Source organism: Rothia sp. HMSC065C12 (assembly GCF_001812085.1).
Lineage (GTDB): Bacteria > Actinomycetota > Actinomycetes > Actinomycetales > Micrococcaceae > Rothia > Rothia mucilaginosa.
The window spans coordinates 291,368-314,991 of record NZ_KV807673.1 but is presented as its reverse complement, the minus strand read 5'-3'; the positions used below and the strand labels follow the sequence as shown (position 1 = coordinate 314,991).

The following is a 23,624-nucleotide window of genomic DNA, read 5'->3' as shown; positions in this document are numbered from 1 at the left end:
AAACGATAGCCACGTCCCTTCTCAAACATTTGCGCTGCCTGCTCCCGGAGCAGACGATCATGCCTCAATCCCAGATTTATAGACATGAAAAGCCTCCCATTTCCTGGACTTCAATTTCGTTGTCCAAGAAACGGGAGGCAGTTCATTCTAGTACGAGGGGGCTTCGTCATATCAGCCTCGTTCTGTCAGCTCAGCCGGTGAGGTTAGCGCGGCTGGTAGGCGCGGGCACGCTCAGCACGAGCACGGCGCGCCTCCGCATCCTGCAGGACCGGCACCAGCATACGCACCACCTGGCCCATGCCGCGCAGCACCAAATTCAGCCACAAACCCACAGACCACACCGCCGCCACACGCGGATGCCCCGTGCGCATCCACCGCACACCCAGAAAAGACAGCGAGTAATACAGCAGAAGCAGTAGCGACTCACGGAAGCGGTGCACCTGCCGAAGGAGAGGGTTCTGAGGAAGCTTCATCATGCCTCCCAGTATACCCACCGGAACCCCTCGCCGGGGTTCCCCCGCACTACCCGTAATAGTCGCGAATCGTCACCGTCTTCAACCCGCGCCGATCCAACAACGCCCGAATACGGTCCAACTCAGACACCACACCCCGATAATTCAAATGCCCAATCACAATATGCTGAGCCAACGCATACTTCTCCGCATAGGCATACACCTCAGCCGAAGAAATATTAGACGAATCCGCCAACGACCCGTACCACAGAACCGGGCGCGTAAAACCACACGACGCCGCAGCCGCCAACACGCGCGCATCATAATACCCGTACGGTGGGCGGAAATACGGCTTCGAAGACACCCCAAACAGACGCCTAATCTCCTCATCATTACGGGTCAACTCCTGAACAATCTGCTCATCCGTCAGGCTCGTCAACGCCGCATGACTATACGTGTGGTTCGCAATCTGCAACTGACCGCTCTTCACCAGCGGCAACAACAGGTCACGATGCTGCCTAAACGCCGGGTACTGACCGTTGATAAAGAAGGTGAGGCGCGTGCCGGTACGGCGAGAAAACTCCGCGTAGGCGCGTACCACCTCCGGGTCGGCGCCGTCATCGACCGTCCACGCAATGTACTTGCCCTCACCGGGCAGGCCGGTCTGCGGGCCAGTCCAGGCACGAGCTGCGGGAACCGGGTTCGACGAGGTCGCAGTCGCAGAAGCGGTCTTAGATGCTGCGGCGGTCGGGGATGGGGTACCCGTTGCGGAGCCAGATGCGGAAGGGGCAGCCGCCGAGCTTGCCGAAGGGGTCGAAGAAGGGCTCGCCGAGGCGCTACCCGACGCACTACCGGACGGGGTGTTCGACGGGGTACTGCCCGAGGCAGACCCACTAGCCGTTACCTCGTGAGCGTCATCCGCCGCGGACGTGGTGCAACCGGTGAGGCCAAGACCCAGCACGCCGAAGCCCACCGCGCCCAGACCAAAGGTACCAACGTGTTGTAAGAGTTCCCGTCGCCCCATGGAGGCGCGGGCAGAAGCACCCGCCACCGCCCGGTCAGCGGTGGGATCAGTAATAGCGGATTGACGAGGAGCGATAGGTGTTTCTGGGTGTGGAACAGTGTTCATATTACGAGTGTATGATGAGACCACTGTTAGCTATCGAAAAATTCAAAATATTACTTAATGATTAACAACTGCGCTATTAAAGAACCTCTACGTACTTTCAGTCCCCTCACTCACCGAAGACCACGCTCAGTACGCTAAGCTACTCGCACGCCAGATAATCCAGGTACAGATTCAAGTACAGCCCCAGCTACAGCGCAAGGTGCAATTCTAAGTACAGCAAGACCCCTCCCCCAGAACGCATTCACAACGCGCCCGGGAAAGGGGCCTCAATATATAAGTTCACACAATCGTACATCCAAGTACGCGGAGAGAAACCTACTCGGACTCCGGAGCTTCCGGCTGCTCCGCCTGAGCGGATTCCAACGCATTCAGTGCCTCCAGCGCTGCAGCCTCCGCAGCCTCTTCGGCGTCCGCCTCAGCCACACGCTCAGCATCCGACTCAGCAGAAGTCACCGCCGCCGGGTTCGTCAAAACCTTCACACCCATGCTGCGCAGCGCATCCGTATTCGTGATCGTCTCGTCATTATCAATCAGGTACACCTTGTACCCATCATTCCGCAGGCGACGCATCAGCTCCAGGAGCATGCTCTGAGCGACCTCATCCACCGCGTACACGCGCGTCACGTCCAGGGCGACCTTCGAACCCTCCATCGGGGATTCCACAATCTCACGGATTACGCGCTCCACACCCGCAAAACGGATACGGCCCTGCAACTGAATCAGGCGCATAGACTCATCGCCCGAACCGATCTGGTAGTTCGCGCGCAACGCCGAACGAGCCACGGTCGGCACGTTCATCACGTGCATGCCCATGTCATCCGAGAACTGCTCAAACAACTCCACACCGCGCACACTGTTACCATGACCGTCCAGACGCGGCGAGAACGTCGCCACACCCAGCTGACCGGGCACAGCACCAATAATGCCGCCGCCCACGCCGCTCTTCGCCGGCACACCCACCTGGGTCGCCCAGTCACCCGCAGCGTTATACATACCGCACGTGAACATGACGCTCAGCACCTGACGCACCACAGTCTTAGGAACCACATGCTCACCCGTCACCGGATGCACACCATAGTTCGCCAAAGTCGCCGCCATCAACGCCAAATCCTTGACCGTCACCATCAGCGAGCACTGGCGGGTGTAACCCTGCACCGCCACGGTCGGGTCGCCGGTCAGGATGCCGTGGCCGCGCAGCATATGCGCAATCGCGTAGTTGCGGTGCGCGTGCTCCAGCTCAGACTCGTACACGCGCTCATTCACCGACAGGCGACGGCCCGCAAACGCAGACAAACCAGAAATGACGCGCTCCATGCGCTCGCCCTGAGTCGCGCCGGGAGGGCCCACCAGCGAATGGGTGGTAATCGCGCCCGCGTTAATCATCGGGTTCAGCGGCTTACCGGAGCCGTCCTCCAGGGACAGCTCGTTGAACGGCTCACCGGAAGGCTCCACACCCACCTTCGCAAGCACATCATCATAGCCGCGGTCCGCGAGCGCCAGGGCGTACACGAACGGCTTAGAAATCGACTGGATCGTGAACTCCACATCGGAGTCACCGGCGGCGTACTGCTCACCATCAACCATGGCGATAGACGCGGCAAGCTTGTCCGGGTCCACGGCGGCAAGTTCCGGAATGTAGTTTGCCAACTCACCGGAGGTATCAGAAGCGACCGACTCGAGGGTCTCGGTCAGGTAAGTGGCAATAGGTGAATGCATAGTGTTCCGTATCTGCTGCTAATCGTGGTTGTTCTCGTCAAAAATTCTAGGATGCGCCCGCCCGCTGTTCCGTTTCAGCTGTTCCGTTTCAGTCGGGCTGAGGCGCTCATCGTTACAGGCTTCCGCGGCTACCAAACTAAAGAGCCAGCCAGCGAACCTGTCAAAGTGCGTGGGTGAGGAGCACCTTTTGCTCCCTAAAGAGTGTATCTTTTGCGTGTTGAAGCCACCAAATATAACGGTCACTACTCCCCCGCTATTTCAGGCTCTGGTACCTGTTCTGGTTTGCCGTTTTCTGCCGTAATTTACCGCGGCGGGCAGAACCTCCGGCGAAGCCCGGGCAAAACCTACGGGTGGCGAATCGAAGCCGGCTCACGACCACCCAACTCGGCAGTCTCCAGCTGGAACGTCGAATGCTCCACCGACACCTCAAAATGGGTCGCCACGCAGGAGCGGATACGGTCCAGAATTGCCACCGCAGACCCGTCATGGAAGCACGAATCGGCAACCACCACGTGCGCGGTCACCACCGGCAGACCGGTCGCCACCATCGAAGCGTGCACATCGTGCACCTCCACAACACCCTCAACGCGCAGCATGTGCTCACGCATCGCGTCCAAATCCAGACCGTCCGGGGTGAACTCCATGAGCACCGCAGTCGTCTGCCTCATCAGACGCATCGCACGCGGCACAATCAGCGCCGCAATGAACAGACCCGCCAGGGCGTCCGCCTGGTAGAAGCCGGTCAGCCAAATCACGATAGCCGCCACAATCACACCCAGCGAACCCAGGGCGTCATTGAGCACCTCCAGGAACGCGGCACGCATATTGAAGTTCGCGTTCCTCGCCGTAGCCAGCACCGCAATACCAATAGCGTTCGCCACCAGGCCGACCACACCAAAGATCAGCAGCTCGGTGCCGGGCACCTCCGGCGGGGCGAACAGGCGATGCACGCCCTCCACCGCCGTGTAGATACCCACCGCCAGCAGCAGCACCGACTGCCCGAGGGCGGCAAGCACCTCAATACGGCGGAAACCCCACGTGCGGCGGGACGTTGCCGGGCGCGTCATGAGCGAAGCCGCCGTAAGCGCCACCAGCAGGCCCGAGGCATCCGTAACAGCGTGCGCCGTATCAGTCAGCAACGCAAGACTTCCGGTGACCAACGAACCAATCGCCTGCGCCAACACAATAACGACCGCCAGACTGAACGCAATCAGCAGGCGCGGACGCATCGAGGCGGCGTCCTCCGGGCTCGGGGCATGCGAATGGTCGTGGTGATGCCCGTGATGCCCGCCGTGGCCGTGATGTGCGTGCGCTCCCATGAGTGACTCCTCAACTATGAACTGTGTTGTTGACTATCGAGAGTTATCGGCAGATAGCAAAATCGCCCGATTCACAAGAACCGGGCGACAAGCTCCTCAACCGAGGAAAACGTGGAGATAAGGGGACTCGAACCCCTGACCCCCTGCATGCCATGCAGGTGCGCTACCAGCTGCGCCATATCCCCATATTCTGTTAGTGACCTCAACGAGGCAACATGAATATATTACACACACCACGGACAGCGATGCAAACCAGCGCACCCAAAAATCCAAAAAGTTCCCGGCGGGTAAGCCAAAGGCTAAGCAAGAAGGGCGGACCCCGCGGCACCATACAGCGCCAGCAGAGCCCACCCCTCATCAGCTAAAAATCAAGCAGAAGCCTATGCCTCATCCTGAGCGGGAATGATGCGTGCAGCATCTTCCTCAGTCTCACCCTCAATGTCGAAGGGAGCCTCGTTCTCAACGCCCAGCTCAATACGCGGAGCCTCAGCCCACAGACGATCCAGAGCGTAGAACTCGCGGTCCTCCTCATGCTGAACGTGCACGACAATATCGCCGAAGTCCAGCAGAATCCAACGACCCGAGGAACGACCCTCACGGCGGACCGGCTTCAGGTCAGCCTGCTCACGCAGAGCGTCCTCAACCTCATCCGCAACGGCGTTCACGAGGCGCTCATTGTGGGCAGAAACCACCAGGAAGCCATCAATCAGACCCATCGCGTCGGATGCATCCACAGCGAACAGGTTCGTTCCCTGCTTCTCCTCCGCAGCGCGGGCGGCAATGCGCAGAGCCTCAATCGAGGACTGTGCAGCAGTCATATTTTCCTTCCTTGCCGGCAGAACACCCGCCGGCAGCACCCCGCAACAGGGGTGCATTGTTCACGGCCTACTTAGGGCCAAAAATCATAATCAGACCAACAACGACCAGGGCGAGCAGCAGCACAATCCACAGCCACGCCAGGGAGGCCTTCTGTGCAGGCTGCAGAACCTCTTCAGCCTTCTCAACAGCGCCCTTAGAAGCGGACTCCTTGGAAGCCTCAGCGGAAGGTACCGGAGCAGACTTGGACTTAGCAACCTTAGAATCAGCAACCTTGGACTCTGCATCCTTCGCGGCTTCCTCAGACTCCTCAGCTTCCTCGATGACCTCTTCAACCAGGGCAGCGGACTCCTCGGGATCCTGACGATCCACCATGCGCTGCAGCAGCTCCTCAACCTCATCCGGGCTCAGAGCAACAGTCGGGTCACCATCCACCGAATCCACGGTGTCACCGGCGGAGGCGCCATCCAGCACGCTCAGGTCAAGACCCTGCGCGTTCACTGCGCTCACGCGGGTGGGCAGTTCGTCAGCAGACTCTTCAACCTCAGCAACCTCAACGGTCTCTTCCTCAACGGAAGCGACCTCGGTCTGCTCAGCCTCAACGTCAGAGCTGTCCAGCTCCTCAACCTTCGGCTCATCGCGCACCAAGTACTGGTGCAGCTCGGGTTCCGGCTTCTCCTCCTTGACCACGGCAATGACCGGGATCGAAGAAGTCATCGGGTTATCCACCGCGGAGGGGCTGGTCGCATCCACACGGTTCTGCGCGATCTCTTCGGGGCGCAGAACACGCAGGCTACTGGTCAGAGGAGCAGGCTCGTGCAGCTTCTCCTCATCGTTCGCCTCAGTGTCAATCTTGCCCTGGGCAGCCAACGCCGCAAAACGACGCTGAACAGCCAGAACCTGCGGGTCAATAGCGTCCGCATGAATCACGGAGCCCATATTCGCAACAGGCTTCGCGGGCTCACCGCGGCGGGCTGCACGCAGGTACTCGGCAACTTCTTCACGGTAGCGGGCAAGACGGCGCGGCCCCATCACCTTAGTAGGCGGCGGCACCTCAATGCCGTCCTCGGTCACGTACGTCTCGTAGAGGTACGCTTCGTCCTCGCTATAGGGCTTCGAACCCGTAGCTTCACTCATGTGTTCCCTCATTATTCGTCGATTGGGGTGCCTGCCCAGACTCATCTTTCACGTGGGGCAAGCCGTCACGGTACGCCGTCAAGGCGTCCTTCTTGTACAGGCCGTACTTAGCAATGTACTGCACCACACCATCGGGCACCAGGTACCAGATGGGGGCGTCTGCAGCTGCGCGGCGACGAATATCGGTCGAAGAAATCGCCATCGCAGGAATCTTCAGGGTCGTAATATGACGACCCTCAGCCAGCGGCGGATCCAGATCATGATCGGGGCGGGTCACGCCCACAAAAGTCGCCAAATCCCACAGCTTATGGGCATTGCGCCAGGTCATAATCTGGCTAATCGCGTCCGCACCGGTAATGAAGAACAGGTCAGCATCCGGGCGCAGGGCGCGCAGCTCGTTAAGCGTATCAAAGGTGTAGGTGGCGCCGCCACGGTCAATATCAATACGGCTCACCGTAAAACGCGGGTTCGACGCAGTTGCAATCACCGTCATCAGGTAGCGATGCTCAGCGTCGCTCACGTGCCGCTCCCCCACCTTCTGCCAGGGCTGACCGGTCGGAACGAACACGACCTCGTCCAGGTCGAACACGGCGGCAACTTCACTAGCTGCCACCAGGTGTCCGTGGTGAATCGGGTCGAAGGTTCCACCCATCACACCCAGACGCACCCGACCGGGAGTGCGCGGGGGAATCGACTCGGTGCTCGGAGCACCAAAATCAAGGTGAACAGACTGGTCAGTCACAAATGCCGTCCTTGCTGGGGACAGAGACCGCACCACAGCAACTAAAGAGCCACCACAGGCGCGGATGCGGGCAGGTACACAGAAGGTACGCAACACCGAAAACGGTGCCCGCGTACATTCCCCTCTATGCTACCTGCTTGCGGTCAAAAAAACCGAAATGACGGGGGTGAGCTAAGCCGCCAGTGGAATACCCAGCCAGCACGCCCGACCACAGGTTCACCACAGGCTCACCCGCGTGTTCCGACGCGCACATCCGGCGCGAGAGGCAACCACAGAACCTACAAGAAAGCGCCGCACACAAGAAAGCGCCGCGCACCGGAGCCAAACCCCGGTACGCGGCACCATTCACTGTCTAGGCAACAGCTACGCTTCAGCTACTAGTCGTCGATGTTCGGCATGTCGATATTCTCGTCGACCTTGCCTTCCTTCAACTTCTTGCGGTACTCAACCGACTCGGTCCACACGCCTGCAACACGCTCGGACTCCAGCTCGGCACGAGCCTCCGCCTTCGCGTCCATACGCTCCTTGTACTCCACACGCTTCTGCGCACGAGTCGGGCGAATAATCTCTTCCAGACGAGCGTCCGTACCACGCGGGGAGGACAGCAACTCAGCGCCACCGACCATGGTCGGCTCCCAATCGAAGATCACCGAGTTGTCGTTCTCGCCAATCACCACGGCGTCACCGGCACGAGCACCAGCCTTGAACAGCTCATCCTCAACACCCAGGCGCGCCAGGCGGTCCGCCAGGTAGCCGACAGCCTCATCATTATTGAAGTCAGTCTGCTGGATCCAACGCTCAGGCTTCTCACCAATCACGCGGAACAGCGGCTCAAGGTTACGCTCCTCGCGGCGAATAACGAACTCTTGCTTCTTCTTACCGCGGAAGCCCTTCGGGCGAACCACAGGAGCCTCAACAACCACGCGCTCCGCTTCCTTCTCGGCAACGGCACGAGCCACGCGGTCCTCCTCCACAAGCTTTGCCATCGCAAAGATCAGGGACTTCAGACCCTCATGGGAAGCAGTCGAAATCTCGAAGACCTTGAAGCCCATCTCCTCAAACTCGGGGCGAACAAACTCAGCCAGCTCACGAGCCTCAGGAACGTCAATCTTATTGAGCACCACAATCTGCGGACGCTCATGCAGCGGCACGGTCACACCCGCAGTCGGGTCAACCTCATAGTTCTGCAGCTCGCCGCGGATCACCTCAAAGTCACTAATCGGGTCGCGGCCCGGCTCCAAAGTAGCGCAGTCAATCACATGCACCAGAGCCGAAGAACGCTCCACATGGCGCAGGAAGCGGTGGCCCAGACCGCGGCCCTCCGAAGCGCCCTCAATCAGACCGGGAACATCCGCGACGGTGTAGCGAACATCGCCCGCCTGCACCACACCCAGGTTCGGGATCAAAGTGGTGAACGGGTAATCAGCAATCTTCGGACGCGCCGCAGAAATCGCAGCAATCAACGAAGACTTACCCGCCGAGGGGTAACCCACCAGAGCCACATCCGCAATGGACTTGAGCTCCAGAACAATATCAGCCTCTTCACCGGGGGTGCCCAGCAGAGCAAAACCGGGAGCCTTACGCTTAGCCGAAGCCAACGCAGCGTTACCCAGACCGCCCATACCGCCACGGGCAGCAACATACTCGTCGCCCACACGCAGCAGGTCAGCCAAAACATTACCCTCGCGGTCCTTCACCACAGTACCCTGCGGCACGGTCAGAATCAGGTCCTCACCGTTAAAGCCGTGGTGCATATCGCCACGACCAATATCGCCATTCGGGGCGTGCTGGTGCGGGCTGTGGTGGTACTCCAGCAGGGTCGTGGTCTGGTTATCCACGCGCAGAATCACCGCGCCACCATTACCACCGTTACCGCCGTTAGGGCCGCCCAGGGGCTTAAACTTTTCACGTCGCACGGAGACGCAGCCGTTACCTCCGCGACCGCCAGATACATGCAAGACCACGCGGTCCACGAATTCTGCCACGGGTTCTCCTTATCTTGGAAAATCTTCACTTCGCCACCGCACGGCACACACCAATCATGCTGCGGATGCGGCGGCAGGCGCGACCGGGTTGGGGTGCGCCTCATCGTGGAGCCCAGCACGGGCGGGCGTCCACGGCATTCGAGGTCATAGCGAGAGGGGGTAGACTAACGCCTACCCCCTCTGCCCTAGCGGTGAGTATTACTCAGCTGCTGCCAGGATGTTAACGACCTTGCGGCCCTTGCGGGTACCGAATTCGACGGTGCCTGCTGCCAGAGCGAACAGGGTGTCGTCGCCACCGCGGCCAACGTTCAGGCCGGGGTGGAAGTGGGTGCCGCGCTGGCGAACGAGAATCTCGCCTGCGTTGACGGACTGGCCGCCGTAGCGCTTAACACCGAGGTACTGGGGGTTCGAGTCACGGCCGTTACGGGTGGAGCTTGCGCCCTTCTTGTGTGCCATTCTGTATTCCTACCTTAGGGTTGAATTCCGGTCGTTTCGATTACGCGTTGATAGCGGTAATCTTGACGGTGGTCAGCTCGGCGCGGAAGCCCTGACGCTTCTTGTAACCGGTCTTGTTCTTGTACTTCTGAATAACAATCTTCGGACCGCGCAGGTCCTCAACCTTCTCAGCAACAACCTTGGCGGAAGCCAGGGACTTTGCGTCAGCGGTGACCTTGTCACCGTCGACGAGCAGCAGCACGGGCAGCTCGATGGTGCTGCCGGGCTCGCCTGCAACACGGTCAAGGGTAACGAGGTCGCCTACGGAAACCTTCTCCTGGCGGCCGCCAGCGCGTACAATCGCGTATGCCACTATGGGACTCACTTTTCTCGACAACTTGCTTCTTGAATCTCACACGAATGAGCAGCCTGCGCTTTCATTGCTGTGCGCCCTCCCCCGCCAGTCGAATGACCGCGAACAAGGAGGAACGGCCCGTGCGTTCCGGCGGGATTGCCCGCCGAAGCCAACACGCGAGGCTCACCGGTGGTGTCTCTCTCCCGCACGTTCCAAACTCAGCCGAACACTCGACCGCGCTGAAGACGATGCGGGTGGGAGCGGTGTCTCCCGCTGGCCCTGCGTCGATAGGGCTTCACTGAGATAAACACCAGTCCTTAAGGATACGGCATGATCTACGCGCCGCGCAATAGATAATTTTGCGGAACGCACGAAGTCGGCACGTGATACTACTCAACCCCGGCAGATACACCGCAGATAAACCGGGCATAAAAACCCCGGCGGGGTGGATTACTCCACCCCGCCGGGGCGCAACATACACACCATCGGATTTCCGATGATCGGAAGCTAAAGACTAATCGTCCTTACCTTCACGCTTAATGTCGGCAGCAGCAACACCAATGCCGAACAAGACAGGGGCCGAAGCGTCATCAGACACCGGAGTCACATCCGCAACAGAAGCGGAAGCAACCACGGAACCCTCAGCACGCTCGGAAGCGTCCACGGTCACGACCTGAGCACCGGCACCGGCGCTCGAAGCCGCACGGCGAGTGCGACGCTTACGCGGGGTCGAACCGGGCACCTGAGCCGCAGGCTTCTGAGCCTCCTCAACCGGAGCCTCAACCGCTGCGGGAGCTGCGCCCACCACACCGGTCACCGCCGGAGCACCAATCACCCCGGTCACAACCGTGCGAGACTCAGACTTCTCAACCTTATCAGCCTTTGCGGGTGCCTGCTCGGATGCCACGCTCTGCTCAGCTGCCTTCTCGGCGCGCTTCTCATCAGCGGCACGACGAGCACGGCGGCGGGAGGCACGCGGAGTCTCGCGAACATCCTCAATGCGCAGGTCCTCACGCTCAACACGCTTGGACTCCTGAGCCTTCTGCACACCCGAGGTTGCCTCAGCGTTCTGCTGCTCACGGTCCTGGCGCTTGGACGAACGACGCTCCTCCGAACGATCCTCACGGCCCGAACGGAACGACTCACCCTCAGCGCGGGCAAGACGGCCAGCCTTCTGAGAAGCACGAGCCTTCGCCTCACCGGCGCGAATCGCCTCAAAACGATCCGAAGAGCGGCTAAAGCGCGGGTCGAGCTCCGGGTCAACGTGGTGCTCGTCCTCCAGCGCACCCGCGCCGGAATCCTCAACAGCGGCAATATCCGCATCGGTCAGCTCGCGGCGCTTACGGTTACGAGAAGACTTCTTCTCACCACGCTTGGACGAACGACGCTCCTCCGAACGTTCCTGATCAGAACGGCCCTCAGCGGAGTCCTGCGAGGAACCCTCAGCGGACTCCTCCTCCACGCGGTCGAACGCGCTCGCCAGCTGCTCCAGGGAGAAACCGCCCTGCTCACCAATCCAGTTGCCCTCGGTGACTTCAGCGACCTTGTCCTCACGCTGAGCAACCTCCGCGTGAGCCTGCTCGCTGGCGGCCTCGGCAATACCCTGAATCTCCTGCTCAAGCGAAAGCTCAGCGGTCTCCGCGCGGCGCGAACGCTTGCGGCGCTTACGCTTCTTGCGGGTCGAAGCAGTCTCCTCCGAAACGTCCTCGCTCTGAGCGGATGCGGCAGCCACCGCAGCCATAGCGTTACGGCGCTCAGCCTTCTTCGACTCCAGAGCATCCTGCTTCTGCTGGTCACGAGAATCCTCGCGGGCAGCGGCACGGCTACGCTTACGGTCATTACGCTCATGGCGGTGGATGTAATCCGACGCGCCACCGCTACGACCGCTCAGCGGCTGATCGTGAACCACCAGGCCACGACCGGCACAATGCTCACAGGGCTCCGAGAAGACCTCAAGCAGACCGGTACCCAGGCGCTTACGGGTCATCTGAACCAGACCCAGCGAAGTCACCTCAGCCACCTGATGCTTGGTACGGTCACGGCCCAGGCACTCAATCAGGCGACGCAGAACCAGGTCACGGTTCGACTCAAGCACCATGTCAATGAAGTCAATGACGATAATGCCGCCGATATCGCGCAGACGCAGCTGACGGACAATCTCCTCAGCAGCTTCCAGGTTGTTCTTGGTGACAGTCTCTTCCAGGTTGCCGCCGCTACCGGTGAACTTACCGGTGTTCACGTCCACCACGGTCATGGCTTCGGTACGGTCAATCACCAGCGAACCACCCGAAGGCAGGTACACCTTACGGTCCAGTGCCTTCGCCAGCTGCTCGTTGATGCGGTAGTGGTCGAAGAGGTCGTCATCGCCGTCCCACTGCTGCAGGCGGGAAACCAGGTCCGGCGCCACGTACGTCACGTACGCCTCGATGGAATCCCACGCATTCTCGCCCTGAACGATCATCGCGGTGAAGTCCTCGTTGAAGACGTCACGCACGGTCTTAATCATCAGGTCGGGCTCCTGGTAGAGCATTTCGGGGGCCAATACCTTGCGGGAGTTAGCCTTCTCCTGAATCTCTTCCCACTGCGCACGCAGACGGTTAATGTCGTGGGTCAGCTCCTCCTCAGAAGCGCCCTCCGCCGCGGTACGAACAATCACGCCAGCACCCTCGGGCAGCTTGTCCTTCAGAATCTTCTTCAGACGCGCACGCTCGGTGTCGGGCAACTTACGGGAAATACCGGTCATCGAACCACCCGGCACGTACACCAGGAAGCGACCGGGCAGGGAAACCTGGCTGGTCAGGCGGGCACCCTTGTGACCAATCGGGTCCTTGGTGACCTGCACCAGAACCGAATCGCCGGGCTTCAGGGCGTTCTCAATCTTGCGGGGCGCACCGTCCAGACCGGTGACATCCCAGTTGACCTCGCCCGCGTACAGCACAGCGTTGCGGCCGCGTCCAATGTCAACGAACGCAGCTTCCATGGAGGGCAGGACGTTCTGCACCTTACCCAGGTACACGTTGCCAATCAGGGAATCCTGCTGGGTCTTGGATACGAAGTGCTCAGCCAGCACGCCGTCCTCAAGCACACCAATCTGGATGCGGCCGTCCTTCTGACGAACCAGCATCTGACGGTCCACGGACTCGCGGCGAGCCAAGAACTCAGCCTCGGTCACGATGTGGCGGCGGCGGCCCAGGGAGCGGGACTCGCGGCGGCGCACACGCTTCGCCTCCAGGCGGGTAGAACCGCGCACACCGGTCACAGTGTTGGATGCGTGAGAGTCAGCCAGGCGCGGCGCACGCACCTTGGTGACGGTCTCAACCTCATCATCGACGCCGCCCTCAATCTCAATATCTTCGGTACCGCGGCGACGGCGACGGCGACGGTGGCTCGTCACCTCAGCCTCAGCGGCAGCCTCCTCACGGCGGCGCTCCATGCGCTCCTTACGCTTCTGCTCCTCGGCAGCGGCGCGGCGTGCTTCACGCTCCAGCTTGGCGGCAACAGCGAGCTCGCTCAGCTCCTCCGGCTCGGGTGCCATGAACAGCGGCATCGCACCCATGGGGGTACGCGAGCGCAGTTCCTGCAGCTTTTCGCGCTGCAGGTCGCTAATGGTCTTTACCGGCTCGGGAGCTACTTCAGGCTCCTCAGCTGCGGACTCCTCAGCAGACTCTTCTGCTGCGGGTGCCTCGGGTGCAGCTTCTTCGGTTGCGGATTCTTCAGCAACCGTAGCAGCCTCGGCGGGCTGCTCTTCAGCGGCAGCCTCGGTCTTCTCAGCTTCCTCAGCCTTTGCGGGGGTTACGACCTCAACCTTGGCGGTCTCTTCCTTCACCTCAACGGCAGACTCGGCAGCGGGCTCAGCCGCCTTCTTCTCAGCAACCGGCTCAGCAGACTCGGCGGCGGGGGCAACAATTTCCTCCACCTTTGCGGTCTTCTCGACGGTCTCGACCTTAGCGGTCTTCTCCTCAACAGCAGGCTCAGCCGCCTTCTTCTCAGCAGCCTCAAACAGGCTATCCAGAGTAGAAGCAACCTCGGTCTCAGACGCAGCGGGAGCGGCAACCTTCGGTGCCGGCGCGTGCTTAGCCTTAGCGTTACGCAGGTTGGTCAGGCCAGCAGCAATCGCCTCATCCAGGGGAACCTCAGGAGCCTTCTCCTTCTTCGGGCGACCCGGACGGCGGCGCTCAGTACCCTGCTGGGCGTCAGAGCTCTCACGAACATTCTTACGCAGAGTTTCACGGGTCTCTGCAGAGGCGTTCTTCTCCTCCGCGAGGGCGTTCAGCGCCTCAAAAACCCCAAGTTCGACGTTCTTCTCGTCAGACATTAATCTTCTTTCGTTACACCCTGCTCCGCACCGCAAGGATTTTAACAGCGCGCATACAGCGCAAAGCCTAGTTGCTGTCACCGCGGCTCAAACCTCACCCTACGGCGCGCGTTCATCGGCGCTACCGGGCACTATCTCGTTCAGTGCTTCTGCCGTAGGGGGCGAGCGGGCGGAACGCAGAGCGCGCCGCGACGGTCACAGCCACCTCGCTCTCGAGCACGGCACGCTCACACCCTTCCTGGGTGCCCTGCCGGTCTTCGGGTTTCTTCGCCGAGGCGGGCGGCCCGCGCGGTGCGACAGTTATGCTCCGCGGCTTATAGCCGGCGCTCTTCGGGTACTCTCCCTCGATGCGTTGGTGGGGATCTTTATGCGCGTGCGGGGCGCACAAGACACCGTGTTCCATTATACCCGGTAGAGGGTACCTCTAAGCCACCCCGCCCATCCTATCTGGGCTTCACCTCCCGGCAGGATGCACGGGCACATTGCCGCGGGCACTCTGCGGCGGACGCATTGCGGGTACAGCAAAGCCGGGCGTGCCACTACGCACCACCCGGCTTCAAAAACTTTCAGAGGAGGGGCTAGTCCAGACCCAGCTCCGCATCGCGCGCCTCACGAGCCTGCTGAGCAAGCTTCGGGTCGGTCGGCAGGTACTCCGGACCGGAACCGGTCGCAAACGGAACACCCAGAATGAAAACAAACGGAGAAACCACCAGCAGAATCACCCACAGCAACGAGAAGTGACCGGCGGTCAGCAACAGCAGGGCAGTCAGAAAAATAACGGCAGCAGCGCCCATTGCGGCAATTCCGGCAGTCTTCACGGTTCTCCTCGAAGGGGTATCAAGAATCTAGTGTCCAGCAGAACGGCAGGCAGTCAACGCCGCAGGTAAAACCCGCAGACGGCTCCAGCTGACGCCGCTCAAGAATATACCTGACCATTATACGCATCCGCGTTGCCTCCCCGCTGACCGCCACCGGCAAGGTTGCCGGCGCCTCCCCCGCTACCCGGCGCCCCAGCCCGGCATATTCTGCGCAGCCTCACCCACCCGCAGACGCAACAACGCCCCGGCACCAACAGGTACCGGGGCGTTGAATGTTCGGGGCATCAGCCCTCAACTACTTAGCGCATCATATTCACAATGACCTCAAAGAAGCGGATCACAATAATGCCGAAAATCAGGATCAACCACAGGCTAATCGCAAACCACGACCAGCCGCGAGCACTCTCACGCATCGACTGCGATGCCGGAATAACACCCGCCGAAATATTGCGGACCGTGGTCTTCACAAAAAGCGTGATGGTCATAACCCACACGATCATGCAGAACAGGCACAGGGCGTTAATCTGGAACGTCGTCTGGTACCACAGCCACATAATGAATGCGGTCGCCGCCGCCAAACCAATGTCCATGCACACCCAGAACCACTTCTTGAAGCGTGCACCCGCCATGATCGCGGCACCGATAGTCACCACAATCGAGAAGCCCACCAGACCAATGAACGGGTTCGGGAAGCCGAAAGCTTCCGCCTGCGGGGTGCGCATCACCGTGCCGCAGCTGAGCAGGGCGTTGATATCGCAGACCGTGGAGTGGCCGGCATCAATGTAAATCTGCAGGCGCTCATACACCAGAATCGCTGAAGAAATGAGTGCGATCAGGCCGGCGCCAACCAGCCAGAATCCGAGCTGTCGGTCTGAGTAGCCGCCTGGGGTTCCCGCGTGCCCGTGCTGCGCTTCTTTTTCAGCGTGGGTAGGCTCGGTAGTACTCGATGCGGCGGTACTCATACGACTCCTTTAGATAGTGTTTTACGGTGGTACTGTCCCAGCAGCACCGTCTTAAGCTCTGTAGTGTTGAGGGGTGCATGCAACCGTCAACGCGGCAGACGCCGGGGACAGCTGAGGAGGTGCCGGTTAGGTCCCTCAAGGGTGCGCCTCACCTCGTGCAGTAGCGGGTACGTATCGGCGCGGCATAGCCAGCACCCCGGAAGCGGTACCCCATTTATCCTAGCCTCTCACACCACCAAATGGCACACCATCAGCCTATATGTTCCGTTTTATGACGTGCTATTTTACGCAGATGGGTGCGTTTTCAGGACGGTTTCAGGAATCATTCCGGGCACTTTCGGGGCGTCTTGAGCACGCGAAAACCCCCGGGAGGCGCCCGCAATTCAGCGGCGGGCGGAACCTTCCGAGGGTTTCAACGGGATATTTCTAGGGCTTTATCCGGGGCATCACTTAGGGCGGTATTACCTAGGGCAGCGGGTGGGTGTACGACTCATCAAAGAACAGCTGCTCCAGCTCCACCGCGCGGCTAAAGAACTCGCGGGCGCGCTGCGCATCCGACGGGCCCACACGGTCCAGTTCGCGGCGCAGGAAATCAACCAGCTCACGGAACTCCGGGTAGTCGTGCAGGGTAATCCACTCGTGGTGCACAAAAGAGTCGGGGCGCTTGGCGGGAGCCTTCGACGCCCAATCCAGGTACAGGCCCTCGCAAACCACCAGCACCGACAGAATCGCCGCGTAGCTACCGCTTGCCGCCGCGTCGAGGAAGAGACGCTTGAAGCCGGTAGTCGCCTCCGTATCGGGCATGGAGTCACGCTGATGCTCAGTCACGCCCAGAGTCTCAAAACAACGCAGGAAGTAGGTATTCTCGTCCCCCGCGATTTCGCCCGCAAACTTGGAGAGGCGCAGACGACCCGCGAGAGTATCGGCGTTAGCAATCGCGCCACCAATCAGGGCGAGGAAGGTATCGAGGAAACGGTAGTCCTGCACCAGGTACCCCGCCATGACCTGCGGGGCAATCGAGCCGTCAAAAAGCTCAGCAACAAAACGGTGATTCGTGGCGGCAAGCCAGGTGGCGAGGTTCTCCTGACGCAGCGTCTCCGTGAACGAATCGGTGCCGATCAAATCGGTGAAGGGTGCGGGCATGATGGGTGCCTTTCACTATGTGGCATACCGTCGCTGGTATGCGTATGTGTGCGGGTGTGTTGGTGCAGCCTCAGGCGTTGGGGCCGGCGCCTCAGCGAATATAGCACCGTGACGCCAAGGCGCGCCCGGTTTTGCGCCCCGGTGCCCACAAATTTTCGTTCTTTTCGATTTTTTGGATGGGTGAGAGCGGATGATGCCGGTCAAACTCGCACGATTGGGGTTAGATGAGAGCCCATGGGAACACGTGAGAAATCATGCGTTCGAGTGGGAGCACGAGGGCAGAGGCGCGAAAAAACGGGGTGCCACTCCCCCAGCCAGTACAACCAACCGGAGGGCGGCACCCCGCCTCATCTCTGCAACCTCAACGGGTCGCCTTAGTGATCCGCATCGTCCTCGGAATCATCATCACCGAAGAAATCATCGGTGTACGAATCGCCCAGCGGCAGACCCAGCGAATCCTCCAGCGAAGAACCCGCCGCAGACTCGCCACCCAGCTCAGCCATGATGCCGTCCAGCAGCTCATCCGGCTCAGCAGAGGCAGCCGCAGCCGCCGCGGCAGCCAGAGTCGAAGCCGACGCCGCACCCGCAGAACCCGCATAGGCACCCTCGGCGCCCAGCTCATCCGGCAGCTCTTCAGCCTCAGCGCCGGGGGTCTTCGCCTCCTCATGCGCCGCCAGCAGGGTACGCGCCTCACCAATGACCGTAATCGAACCGGTAATCAGCACGCCCGCCGACTCCTGCTCAAAGAGGGCGTTCTCCATGGCGGTGGCAATCGCCTCGTCCAGGTGCTCAAACACCTCGATCGAGTCTTCATCCAGACCCGCATCCAGCGCCAGCTCGTGCAGACGCTCCGGCGCAATCGCACGCGGCGAATCCGACGCCGCCAGGTACAGGCGGAAGGTACCGTCAGAAGCGTCAACGTACTCTTCGCGCATGGTCTCAAACATGCCCAGAGCATCCTTCTCACCCAAAATACCGACCACGGAATGCAGGTGCGACAGCTTGAACGCCTCGGTCAGCGCAGCCGCGGACGCACGCACGCCGTGCGGGTTGTGGCCCGCATCCAGGATGGTCAGCGGCTCGGTGCGCACAACCTCCAGACGGCCCGGCGAGCGCACCGTCTCAAACGCGGTACGCACCACGTCCTCGGGCAGCTGACGCTGACCGCCGAAGAACGCCTCCACGGCGGCGAGAGCCACCACGGCGTTCTGCGCCTGATGCGCACCGTGCAGGGACAGCGGCACATCCGGGTACTCGCCCGCCAGGCCGCGCAGGGTCAGCAGCTGACCGCCGACCGCAAGCTCACGGGAGACAACGCCGAACTCCACGCCCTCAAAGGCGAAGGATGCTTCCTTCTCGCGGGCGGAAGCGAGCAACACGTTCGCCGCTTCCGGGTCCTGTGCCGCAGAAATCAGGAAGCCGCCGGGCTTGATGATGCCGGACTTTTCGGTCGCGATCTCAGCGAGGGTTTCGCCCAGCATGTCGGTGTGGTCCAGACCAATCGGGGTGACCACGGAAACCACGCCGTCGGCAACGTTCGTGGAATCCCAGGTGCCGCCGATACCGACCTCGAGCACCACCACGTCCACCGGCTCATCCGCGAAAATCGCGAAGGCGAGCACGGTAACGGACTCGAAGAAGGTCAGGGCGGGCTCGCCGCGGGAGGTCATCTCCGCGTCCACAATCTGCAGGTAGGGGGCGATTTCCTCCCAAATACGCACAAAGGTGGCATCCGGTACGGGCGCGCCGTTAATGCAGATACGCTCGGTGACGCTTTCGAGGTGCGGGCTGGTAAAGCGGCCCACGCGCAGGTCGTGGCCGAGCAGCAGCGCCTCAATCATGCGGGCGGTGCTGGTCTTACCGTTCGTGCCGGTGATGTGGATGACCGGGGCGGCGCGGTGCACGTCGCCGAGGATTTCGACGGCGCGGGCTACCGCGTCCAGGCGCGGTGCCATCTTGTTTTCGGGTGCTCGCGCCAGCAGTTCACCGTAGACCCGCTCCACGCCCTCGGGGTCGGGAATTGCGGGGTAATTCTTCTCGCTCATTGTTCTCCTCACTGGGATAGCCGGCCGGTGCCGGCAGGGGCCCACCGTGCGGCGGGATAACCGTGCGGCGGGATAGACGACGGGCCGCCCCGCCCAATCAAGGGGGCGGGACGGCCGTACGGTTCAGGCGTTTTATGCCTTGGCTACGCTAATGCTCAGCTCGGCTGCTTCGCTCAGCTGCAGGGACACGGCGAGGGTTTCGCCGGTCACCAGTGCTTCGTTGGTGCGCAGAGCTGCCAGAGTTTCCTCCGGTGCCGCGATGCTCAGGTTGATGCGGTCCGCAACATTCAGGTCGGCGTCCTTACGAGCCTGCTGAATAGCGCGGATGGTATCGCGGGCGATACCCTCGGCAACCAGCTCGTCGGTCAGCTCAATGTTGAGGACCAGGAAGCCGCCGGGCAGAACCGCAGCCGCAGTGTGCTCAGCACCCTCAGCATCAGCGGCAACCACGGTTGCCAGCTCGTATTCGCCCTCTTCCAGAGCCAGGCCGCCGTCCAGAGCTGCCACGCCGACCAGGACGGTACCGTCCTCGGTCACGGTCCAGTCACCGGACTTGGATGCCTTAATGGCAACCTGCACCTGCTTGCCCAGGCGCGGACCTGCCGCACGTGCGTTGACCTTCAGCTGCTGGGAGATGCCGTAGTCGGCGGGGTCGACGGTGTCGGCGCTGACCAGCTCCACCTGGCGCAGGTTCAGCTCGTCCTCGACGATGTTCGCGAAGTACTCCGCGCCCTTCTCACCGAAAGCGGTACCCAGGGCAGCGAACTGCTCGGGTGCAATAGCCACGGTCATCTTCTGCAGCGGCTGGCGCACGCGGATCTTTTTTTCCTTGCGCAGTGCCGAACCGGCGGAGCAGACCTCACGCACGGTCTGCATGAGAGCCAGCAGGTCAGACTCATCAGCGAAAGCGGATGCCTCGGGCCAGTCAGCCAGGTGCACGGAGCGTTCACCGGTGAGGCCGCGGTAGATTTCCTCGCTGCTGAGCGGCAGCAGGGACGCGGCGACCTTCGACACGGTCACCAGTGCGGTGTAGAGGGTGTCGAATGCGTCGGTGTCTTCGTTGAAGAAGCGCTCGCGGGAGCGGCGCACGTACCAGTTGGTCAGTGCGTCGGCGTACTGGCGCAGGGATTCGCAGGCGTTCCAGATGTCGTAGGAGTCCATCGCTGCGGTGACCTGCTCGATGAGTTCGCGGGTCTTGCCGAGGATGAAGCGATCCATCACGTGCTGCGAGTCGTACTTGAGCTTTGCGCTGTAGCCTTCGCCGTTGTTGGCGGCGTTAGCGTACAGGGCGAAGAAGTGGTAGACGTTCCACAGCGGCAGCATGACCTGGCGAACACCCTCGCGGATGCCCTGTTCGGTCACGATCAGGTTGCCGCCGCGCAGGATCGGGGAGGACATCAGGAACCAGCGCATTGCGTCGGAGCCGTCGCGGTCGAGGACCTCGGAGACGTCCGGGTAGTTACGCAGGGACTTGGACATCTTCTGACCGTCCGAGCCGAGCACAATACCGTGGCTGATGACGTTCTTGAACGCGGGGCGGTCGAAGAGCGCGGTCGCCAGCACGTGCAGCACGTAGAACCAGCCGCGGGTCTGACCGATGTACTCGACGATGAAGTCTGCCGGGTAGTGGTTCTCGAACCATTCCTGGTTCTCGAAGGGGTAGTGCACCTGTGCGTAGGGCATGGAGCCGGAGTCGAACCAGACGTCGAGCACGTCTTCCACGCGGCGCATGGTGGACTTGCCGGTCGGGTCGTCCGGGTTCGGGCGGGTCAGCTCGTCAATGTACGGGCGGTGCAGGTCGGGTTCGCCGTCCTTGTTCAGGGGCAGACGGCCGAAGTCTGCCTTGAGCTCTTCGAGGGAGCCGTACACGTCCATGCGCGGGTAGTTCGGGTCGTCCGAAACCCACACGGGGATCGGGGATCCCCAGAAGCGGTTACGGGAGATGGACCAGTCGCGTGCGTTCTCAACCCATTTGCCGAACTGGCCGTACTTCACGTTTTCCGGGATCCAGTTAATCTGCTTGTTCAGCTCGTACATGCGGTCCTTGAAGTCGGTGACCTTCACGTACCAGGAGGTGATTGCACGGTAGATGAGCGGGGTGCGGCAGCGCCAGCAGTGCGGGTAGGAGTGCACGTAGGACTTCTCGCGGATCAGCACATCGTCTGCCTTGAGAGCGTTGATGATGGTGCGGTTCGCGTCGAATGCCTGCACGCCTGCAATCTCAGCCAGGGCGGTGGAGCCGGAGGCGGTAGGCTCGGCGAAGAGGTTCAGGAACTTTGCGCCTTCGTCGAGGGAGAGGATCACGGGGATGCCGTAGCCTTCACAGACCTTCTGGTCGTCTTCACCGTAGGCGGGTGCCTGGTGGACGATGCCGGTACCGTCACCGGTGGTGACGTAGTCGGCGACGAGGATCTGCCAGGAGGTTTCGGTGCCCCACTTTTCGGCGTCTGCGAAGTAGTCCCAGAGCGGGGTGTAGCGCACGTGCTCGAGCTGGGAGCCGGTGTAGCGTGCGGTGACGGCTGCGTCTGCGTCCTTTTCGGGCTGGTCGCCTTCGTAGCCGAGGTCCTTGGCGTAGGAGCCGAGCAGGTCGGAGGCGATTAGGAAGGAGCGGCCCTCGAACTTGCCTGCGCCGGGTACGACGGAGTATTCAATCTCGGGTCCGACGGCGAGCGCCTGGTTGGTGGGCAGGGTCCAGGGGGTGGTGGTCCATGCGAGTGCTTCGACGCCGTCGAGTTCTGCGGCGACCTTCTCGTCAGCACCGAGGGCGGTGTCTGCGGTGAGGCGGAATGCGACGGTGACGGTCTGGTCCTGGCGGTCCTTGTACACGTCGTCGTCCATGCGCAGCTCGTGGTTGGAGAGGGGGGTCTCGTCCTTCCAGCAGTAGGGCAGCACGCGGAAGCCCTGGTAGGTCAGGCCCTTGTCGTAGAGGCGCTTGAACGCCCAGATGACGGACTCCATGTACTCGACGTTCAGGGTCTTGTAGTCGTTTTCGAAGTCGACCCAGCGTGCCTGGCGGGTGACGTACTTTTCCCACTCGTTGGTGTACTTGAGCACGGATGCGCGGGCAGCGTCGTTGAAGTTGTCGATGCCCATTTCGAGGATTTCGCGCTTGTCGGTCATGCCGAGCTGCTTCATTGCCTCGAGTTCTGCGGGCAGGCCGTGGGTGTCCCAGCCGAAGCGGCGTTCTACCTTGTGGCCGCGCTGGGTCTGGTAGCGTGCGACGAGGTCCTTGGCGTAGCCGGTGAGCAGGTGGCCGTAGTGGGGCAGGCCGTTAGCGAAGGGAGGGCCGTCGTAGAAGACGAATTCGTTTTCTCCGTTTTCGCCTGCGGGGCGGTTCTCGACGGATGCGGAGAAGGTGTTGTCCTTCTTCCAGTAGTCGAGGACTGCCTCTTCGAGTGCGGGGAACTTGGGCGATGCGGTGACGCCGCTTCCTGCGGCTTCGAAGGCGCTCGCCTTGGGGTAAACATGGGACATGTGTTTGTGCGCCCTTATCTGTTGTTCTCAACGCTGAGAGGTTGGGGCGACAGGGTACGTAGCACTCGTCGTCCGCACCGTTTCAGCGGGTGAGGATTGACATGACGGGTGCAAGGACGCCTAGGCATCGCTGACTTGCCCGGGTTGTGCCGGGGGTCGGGATGCGGCGCGGTACCACCTTGCTTACTGATTTAACAGCTCAACGCACCGAACCCTCCCGGGGCTAGCGGGGTGTCGCGTGTCCGCGATACCTAGCCACCGGAAGAGCGGCGCGTTGGGCGGGTATCAGTCGCTTATTACAGCTATATCGGGCTTAACCGTCCGGTTCTACTGGGACTACATCTCTTCCGCTAAGACACCCTCGCCGCAGCGATTGGCGGGTGCCCGCAGGTGCGGTCCGTTCTTCCGAATTGCTCGCCGGTGATGGCCGGGTCGTTGCAAACACTAATAGTTTATGTGGCTTTTGTGCCTGTATGCAACCCCGCGGGGTGTGGGTTTGAACAGTACTATTCAGATGCGCCGATGCCGGGGACACAAAACAGAATGGTTCTTCGTTCGGCGATATTTAGAGCGAGTAGGGGGCTTAAGGGGTCTTGCCTCACCCCACGCTCGGGCGTGTTTAAGGATGTATGTTTTTGCATTCCCCCGGTGTTGCTTTAAGTGGGTTTCGATTTTTTCGTGGGAGCCCATGGGATTGCAGTCAGTGCAACCACAAGATATGGGGTGAACACCGATGTAATTCCACTAGATATTCACCCCTGCACGTTTTCATCTCTTCAAC

The 23,624-nt window shown here is 61.2% G+C and carries 16 protein-coding genes and 1 tRNA gene; all 17 read right to left on the bottom strand.

Translation table 11 applies throughout. The features are described 5' to 3' along the window. Window positions 1–203: 203 nt before the first annotated feature. Window positions 204–476: a hypothetical protein gene (locus HMPREF2836_RS03600; RefSeq protein ID WP_239661600.1), complete on the bottom strand. Its 273-nt coding sequence runs from the start codon at window positions 474–476 to the stop codon at window positions 204–206. Window positions 477–522: 46 nt separating this feature from the next. Then, complete coding sequence (locus HMPREF2836_RS03595) at window positions 523–1,581, bottom strand: polysaccharide deacetylase family protein (protein WP_070629470.1); 1,059 nt, start codon at window positions 1,579–1,581, stop codon at window positions 523–525. Window positions 1,582–1,896: 315 nt separating this feature from the next. Then, window positions 1,897–3,297 (bottom strand): glutaminase, encoded by a 1,401-nt coding sequence (locus HMPREF2836_RS03590; protein WP_070629469.1) that lies wholly within the window; start codon window positions 3,295–3,297, stop codon window positions 1,897–1,899. A 344-nt stretch (window positions 3,298–3,641) separates the two neighbouring features. After that, the gene (locus tag HMPREF2836_RS03585; protein ID WP_070629468.1) at window positions 3,642–4,616 is read right to left on the bottom strand and encodes a cation diffusion facilitator family transporter; all 975 of its coding nucleotides are present in this window, start codon (window positions 4,614–4,616) and stop codon (window positions 3,642–3,644) included. Window positions 4,617–4,728: 112 nt separating this feature from the next. After that, window positions 4,729–4,801: transfer RNA gene (locus HMPREF2836_RS03580), tRNA-Ala, on the bottom strand. A 195-nt stretch (window positions 4,802–4,996) separates the two neighbouring features. Continuing rightward, window positions 4,997–5,434 carry a ribosome silencing factor gene (rsfS, locus tag HMPREF2836_RS03575; RefSeq protein ID WP_005505774.1) on the bottom strand — a complete coding sequence of 146 codons (438 nt, stop codon included), beginning with the start codon at window positions 5,432–5,434 and terminating at the stop codon, window positions 4,997–4,999. A gap of 67 nt (window positions 5,435–5,501) precedes the next feature. Beyond that, a complete protein-coding gene (locus tag HMPREF2836_RS03570; protein WP_070629467.1) occupies window positions 5,502–6,569 on the bottom strand; it encodes a sulfite reductase subunit alpha in 1,068 nt (355 codons plus the stop codon). Beyond that, window positions 6,562–7,311, bottom strand: a complete 750-nt coding sequence (gene nadD / locus HMPREF2836_RS03565; RefSeq protein WP_005505770.1) for a nicotinate-nucleotide adenylyltransferase — start codon at window positions 7,309–7,311, stop codon at window positions 6,562–6,564. The genes HMPREF2836_RS03570 and nadD overlap by 8 nt, the downstream gene beginning before the upstream one ends. Before the next feature lie 377 nt (window positions 7,312–7,688). Continuing rightward, window positions 7,689–9,296 carry a GTPase ObgE gene (gene obgE, locus HMPREF2836_RS03560; RefSeq protein ID WP_070629466.1) on the bottom strand — a complete coding sequence of 536 codons (1,608 nt, stop codon included), beginning with the start codon at window positions 9,294–9,296 and terminating at the stop codon, window positions 7,689–7,691. A gap of 198 nt (window positions 9,297–9,494) precedes the next feature. Then, window positions 9,495–9,752, bottom strand: coding sequence for a 50S ribosomal protein L27 (rpmA, locus tag HMPREF2836_RS03555; protein ID WP_005505766.1), 258 nt, complete (start codon window positions 9,750–9,752; stop codon window positions 9,495–9,497). A 40-nt stretch (window positions 9,753–9,792) separates the two neighbouring features. After that, window positions 9,793–10,104 (bottom strand): 50S ribosomal protein L21, encoded by a 312-nt coding sequence (gene rplU / locus HMPREF2836_RS03550; protein ID WP_005505764.1) that lies wholly within the window; start codon window positions 10,102–10,104, stop codon window positions 9,793–9,795. Between the two features lie 496 nt (window positions 10,105–10,600). Beyond that, window positions 10,601–14,401, bottom strand: coding sequence for an Rne/Rng family ribonuclease (locus tag HMPREF2836_RS03545; RefSeq protein WP_070615853.1), 3,801 nt, complete (start codon window positions 14,399–14,401; stop codon window positions 10,601–10,603). Between the two features lie 578 nt (window positions 14,402–14,979). Beyond that, entirely contained in the window at window positions 14,980–15,219 is a 240-nt protein-coding gene (locus tag HMPREF2836_RS03535; RefSeq protein WP_005505761.1) for a hypothetical protein, read from the bottom strand. Between the two features lie 299 nt (window positions 15,220–15,518). Beyond that, window positions 15,519–16,181: a vitamin K epoxide reductase family protein gene (locus tag HMPREF2836_RS03530; RefSeq protein WP_070615855.1), complete on the bottom strand. Its 663-nt coding sequence runs from the start codon at window positions 16,179–16,181 to the stop codon at window positions 15,519–15,521. Window positions 16,182–16,646: 465 nt separating this feature from the next. Beyond that, a complete protein-coding gene (locus HMPREF2836_RS03525) occupies window positions 16,647–17,324 on the bottom strand; it encodes a TenA family protein (RefSeq protein ID WP_070615857.1) in 678 nt (225 codons plus the stop codon). Window positions 17,325–17,698: 374 nt separating this feature from the next. Next, on the bottom strand, window positions 17,699–19,369 hold the full coding sequence (locus tag HMPREF2836_RS03520) for a bifunctional folylpolyglutamate synthase/dihydrofolate synthase (RefSeq protein WP_070615859.1): 1,671 nt from the start codon (window positions 19,367–19,369) through the stop codon (window positions 17,699–17,701). Window positions 19,370–19,501: 132 nt separating this feature from the next. Continuing rightward, window positions 19,502–22,843, bottom strand: a complete 3,342-nt coding sequence (ileS, locus tag HMPREF2836_RS03515) for an isoleucine--tRNA ligase (protein ID WP_070615860.1) — start codon at window positions 22,841–22,843, stop codon at window positions 19,502–19,504. Between the last annotated feature and the right edge of the window lie 781 nt (window positions 22,844–23,624).

Bases quoted from the DNA above. Each gene is read 5' to 3' on its own strand.
- HMPREF2836_RS03525 (WP_070615857.1), bottom strand. From the start codon at position 17,324: ATGCCCGCACCCTTCACCGATTTGATCGGCACCGATTCGTTCACGGAG.
- rpmA (WP_005505766.1), bottom strand. From the start codon at position 9,752: ATGGCACACAAGAAGGGCGCAAGCTCCACCCGTAACGGCCGTGACTCG.
- HMPREF2836_RS03530 (WP_070615855.1), bottom strand. From the start codon at position 16,181: ATGAGTACCGCCGCATCGAGTACTACCGAGCCTACCCACGCTGAAAAA.
- rsfS (WP_005505774.1), bottom strand. From the start codon at position 5,434: ATGACTGCTGCACAGTCCTCGATTGAGGCTCTGCGCATTGCCGCCCGC.
- HMPREF2836_RS03570 (WP_070629467.1), bottom strand. From the start codon at position 6,569: ATGAGTGAAGCTACGGGTTCGAAGCCCTATAGCGAGGACGAAGCGTAC.
- HMPREF2836_RS03585 (WP_070629468.1), bottom strand. From the start codon at position 4,616: ATGGGAGCGCACGCACATCACGGCCACGGCGGGCATCACGGGCATCAC.
- HMPREF2836_RS03590 (WP_070629469.1), bottom strand. From the start codon at position 3,297: ATGCATTCACCTATTGCCACTTACCTGACCGAGACCCTCGAGTCGGTC.
- HMPREF2836_RS03595 (WP_070629470.1), bottom strand. From the start codon at position 1,581: ATGAACACTGTTCCACACCCAGAAACACCTATCGCTCCTCGTCAATCC.
- HMPREF2836_RS03545 (WP_070615853.1), bottom strand. From the start codon at position 14,401: ATGTCTGACGAGAAGAACGTCGAACTTGGGGTTTTTGAGGCGCTGAAC.
- ileS (WP_070615860.1), bottom strand. From the start codon at position 22,843: ATGTCCCATGTTTACCCCAAGGCGAGCGCCTTCGAAGCCGCAGGAAGC.
- HMPREF2836_RS03520 (WP_070615859.1), bottom strand. From the start codon at position 19,369: ATGAGCGAGAAGAATTACCCCGCAATTCCCGACCCCGAGGGCGTGGAG.
- HMPREF2836_RS03600 (WP_239661600.1), bottom strand. From the start codon at position 476: ATGATGAAGCTTCCTCAGAACCCTCTCCTTCGGCAGGTGCACCGCTTC.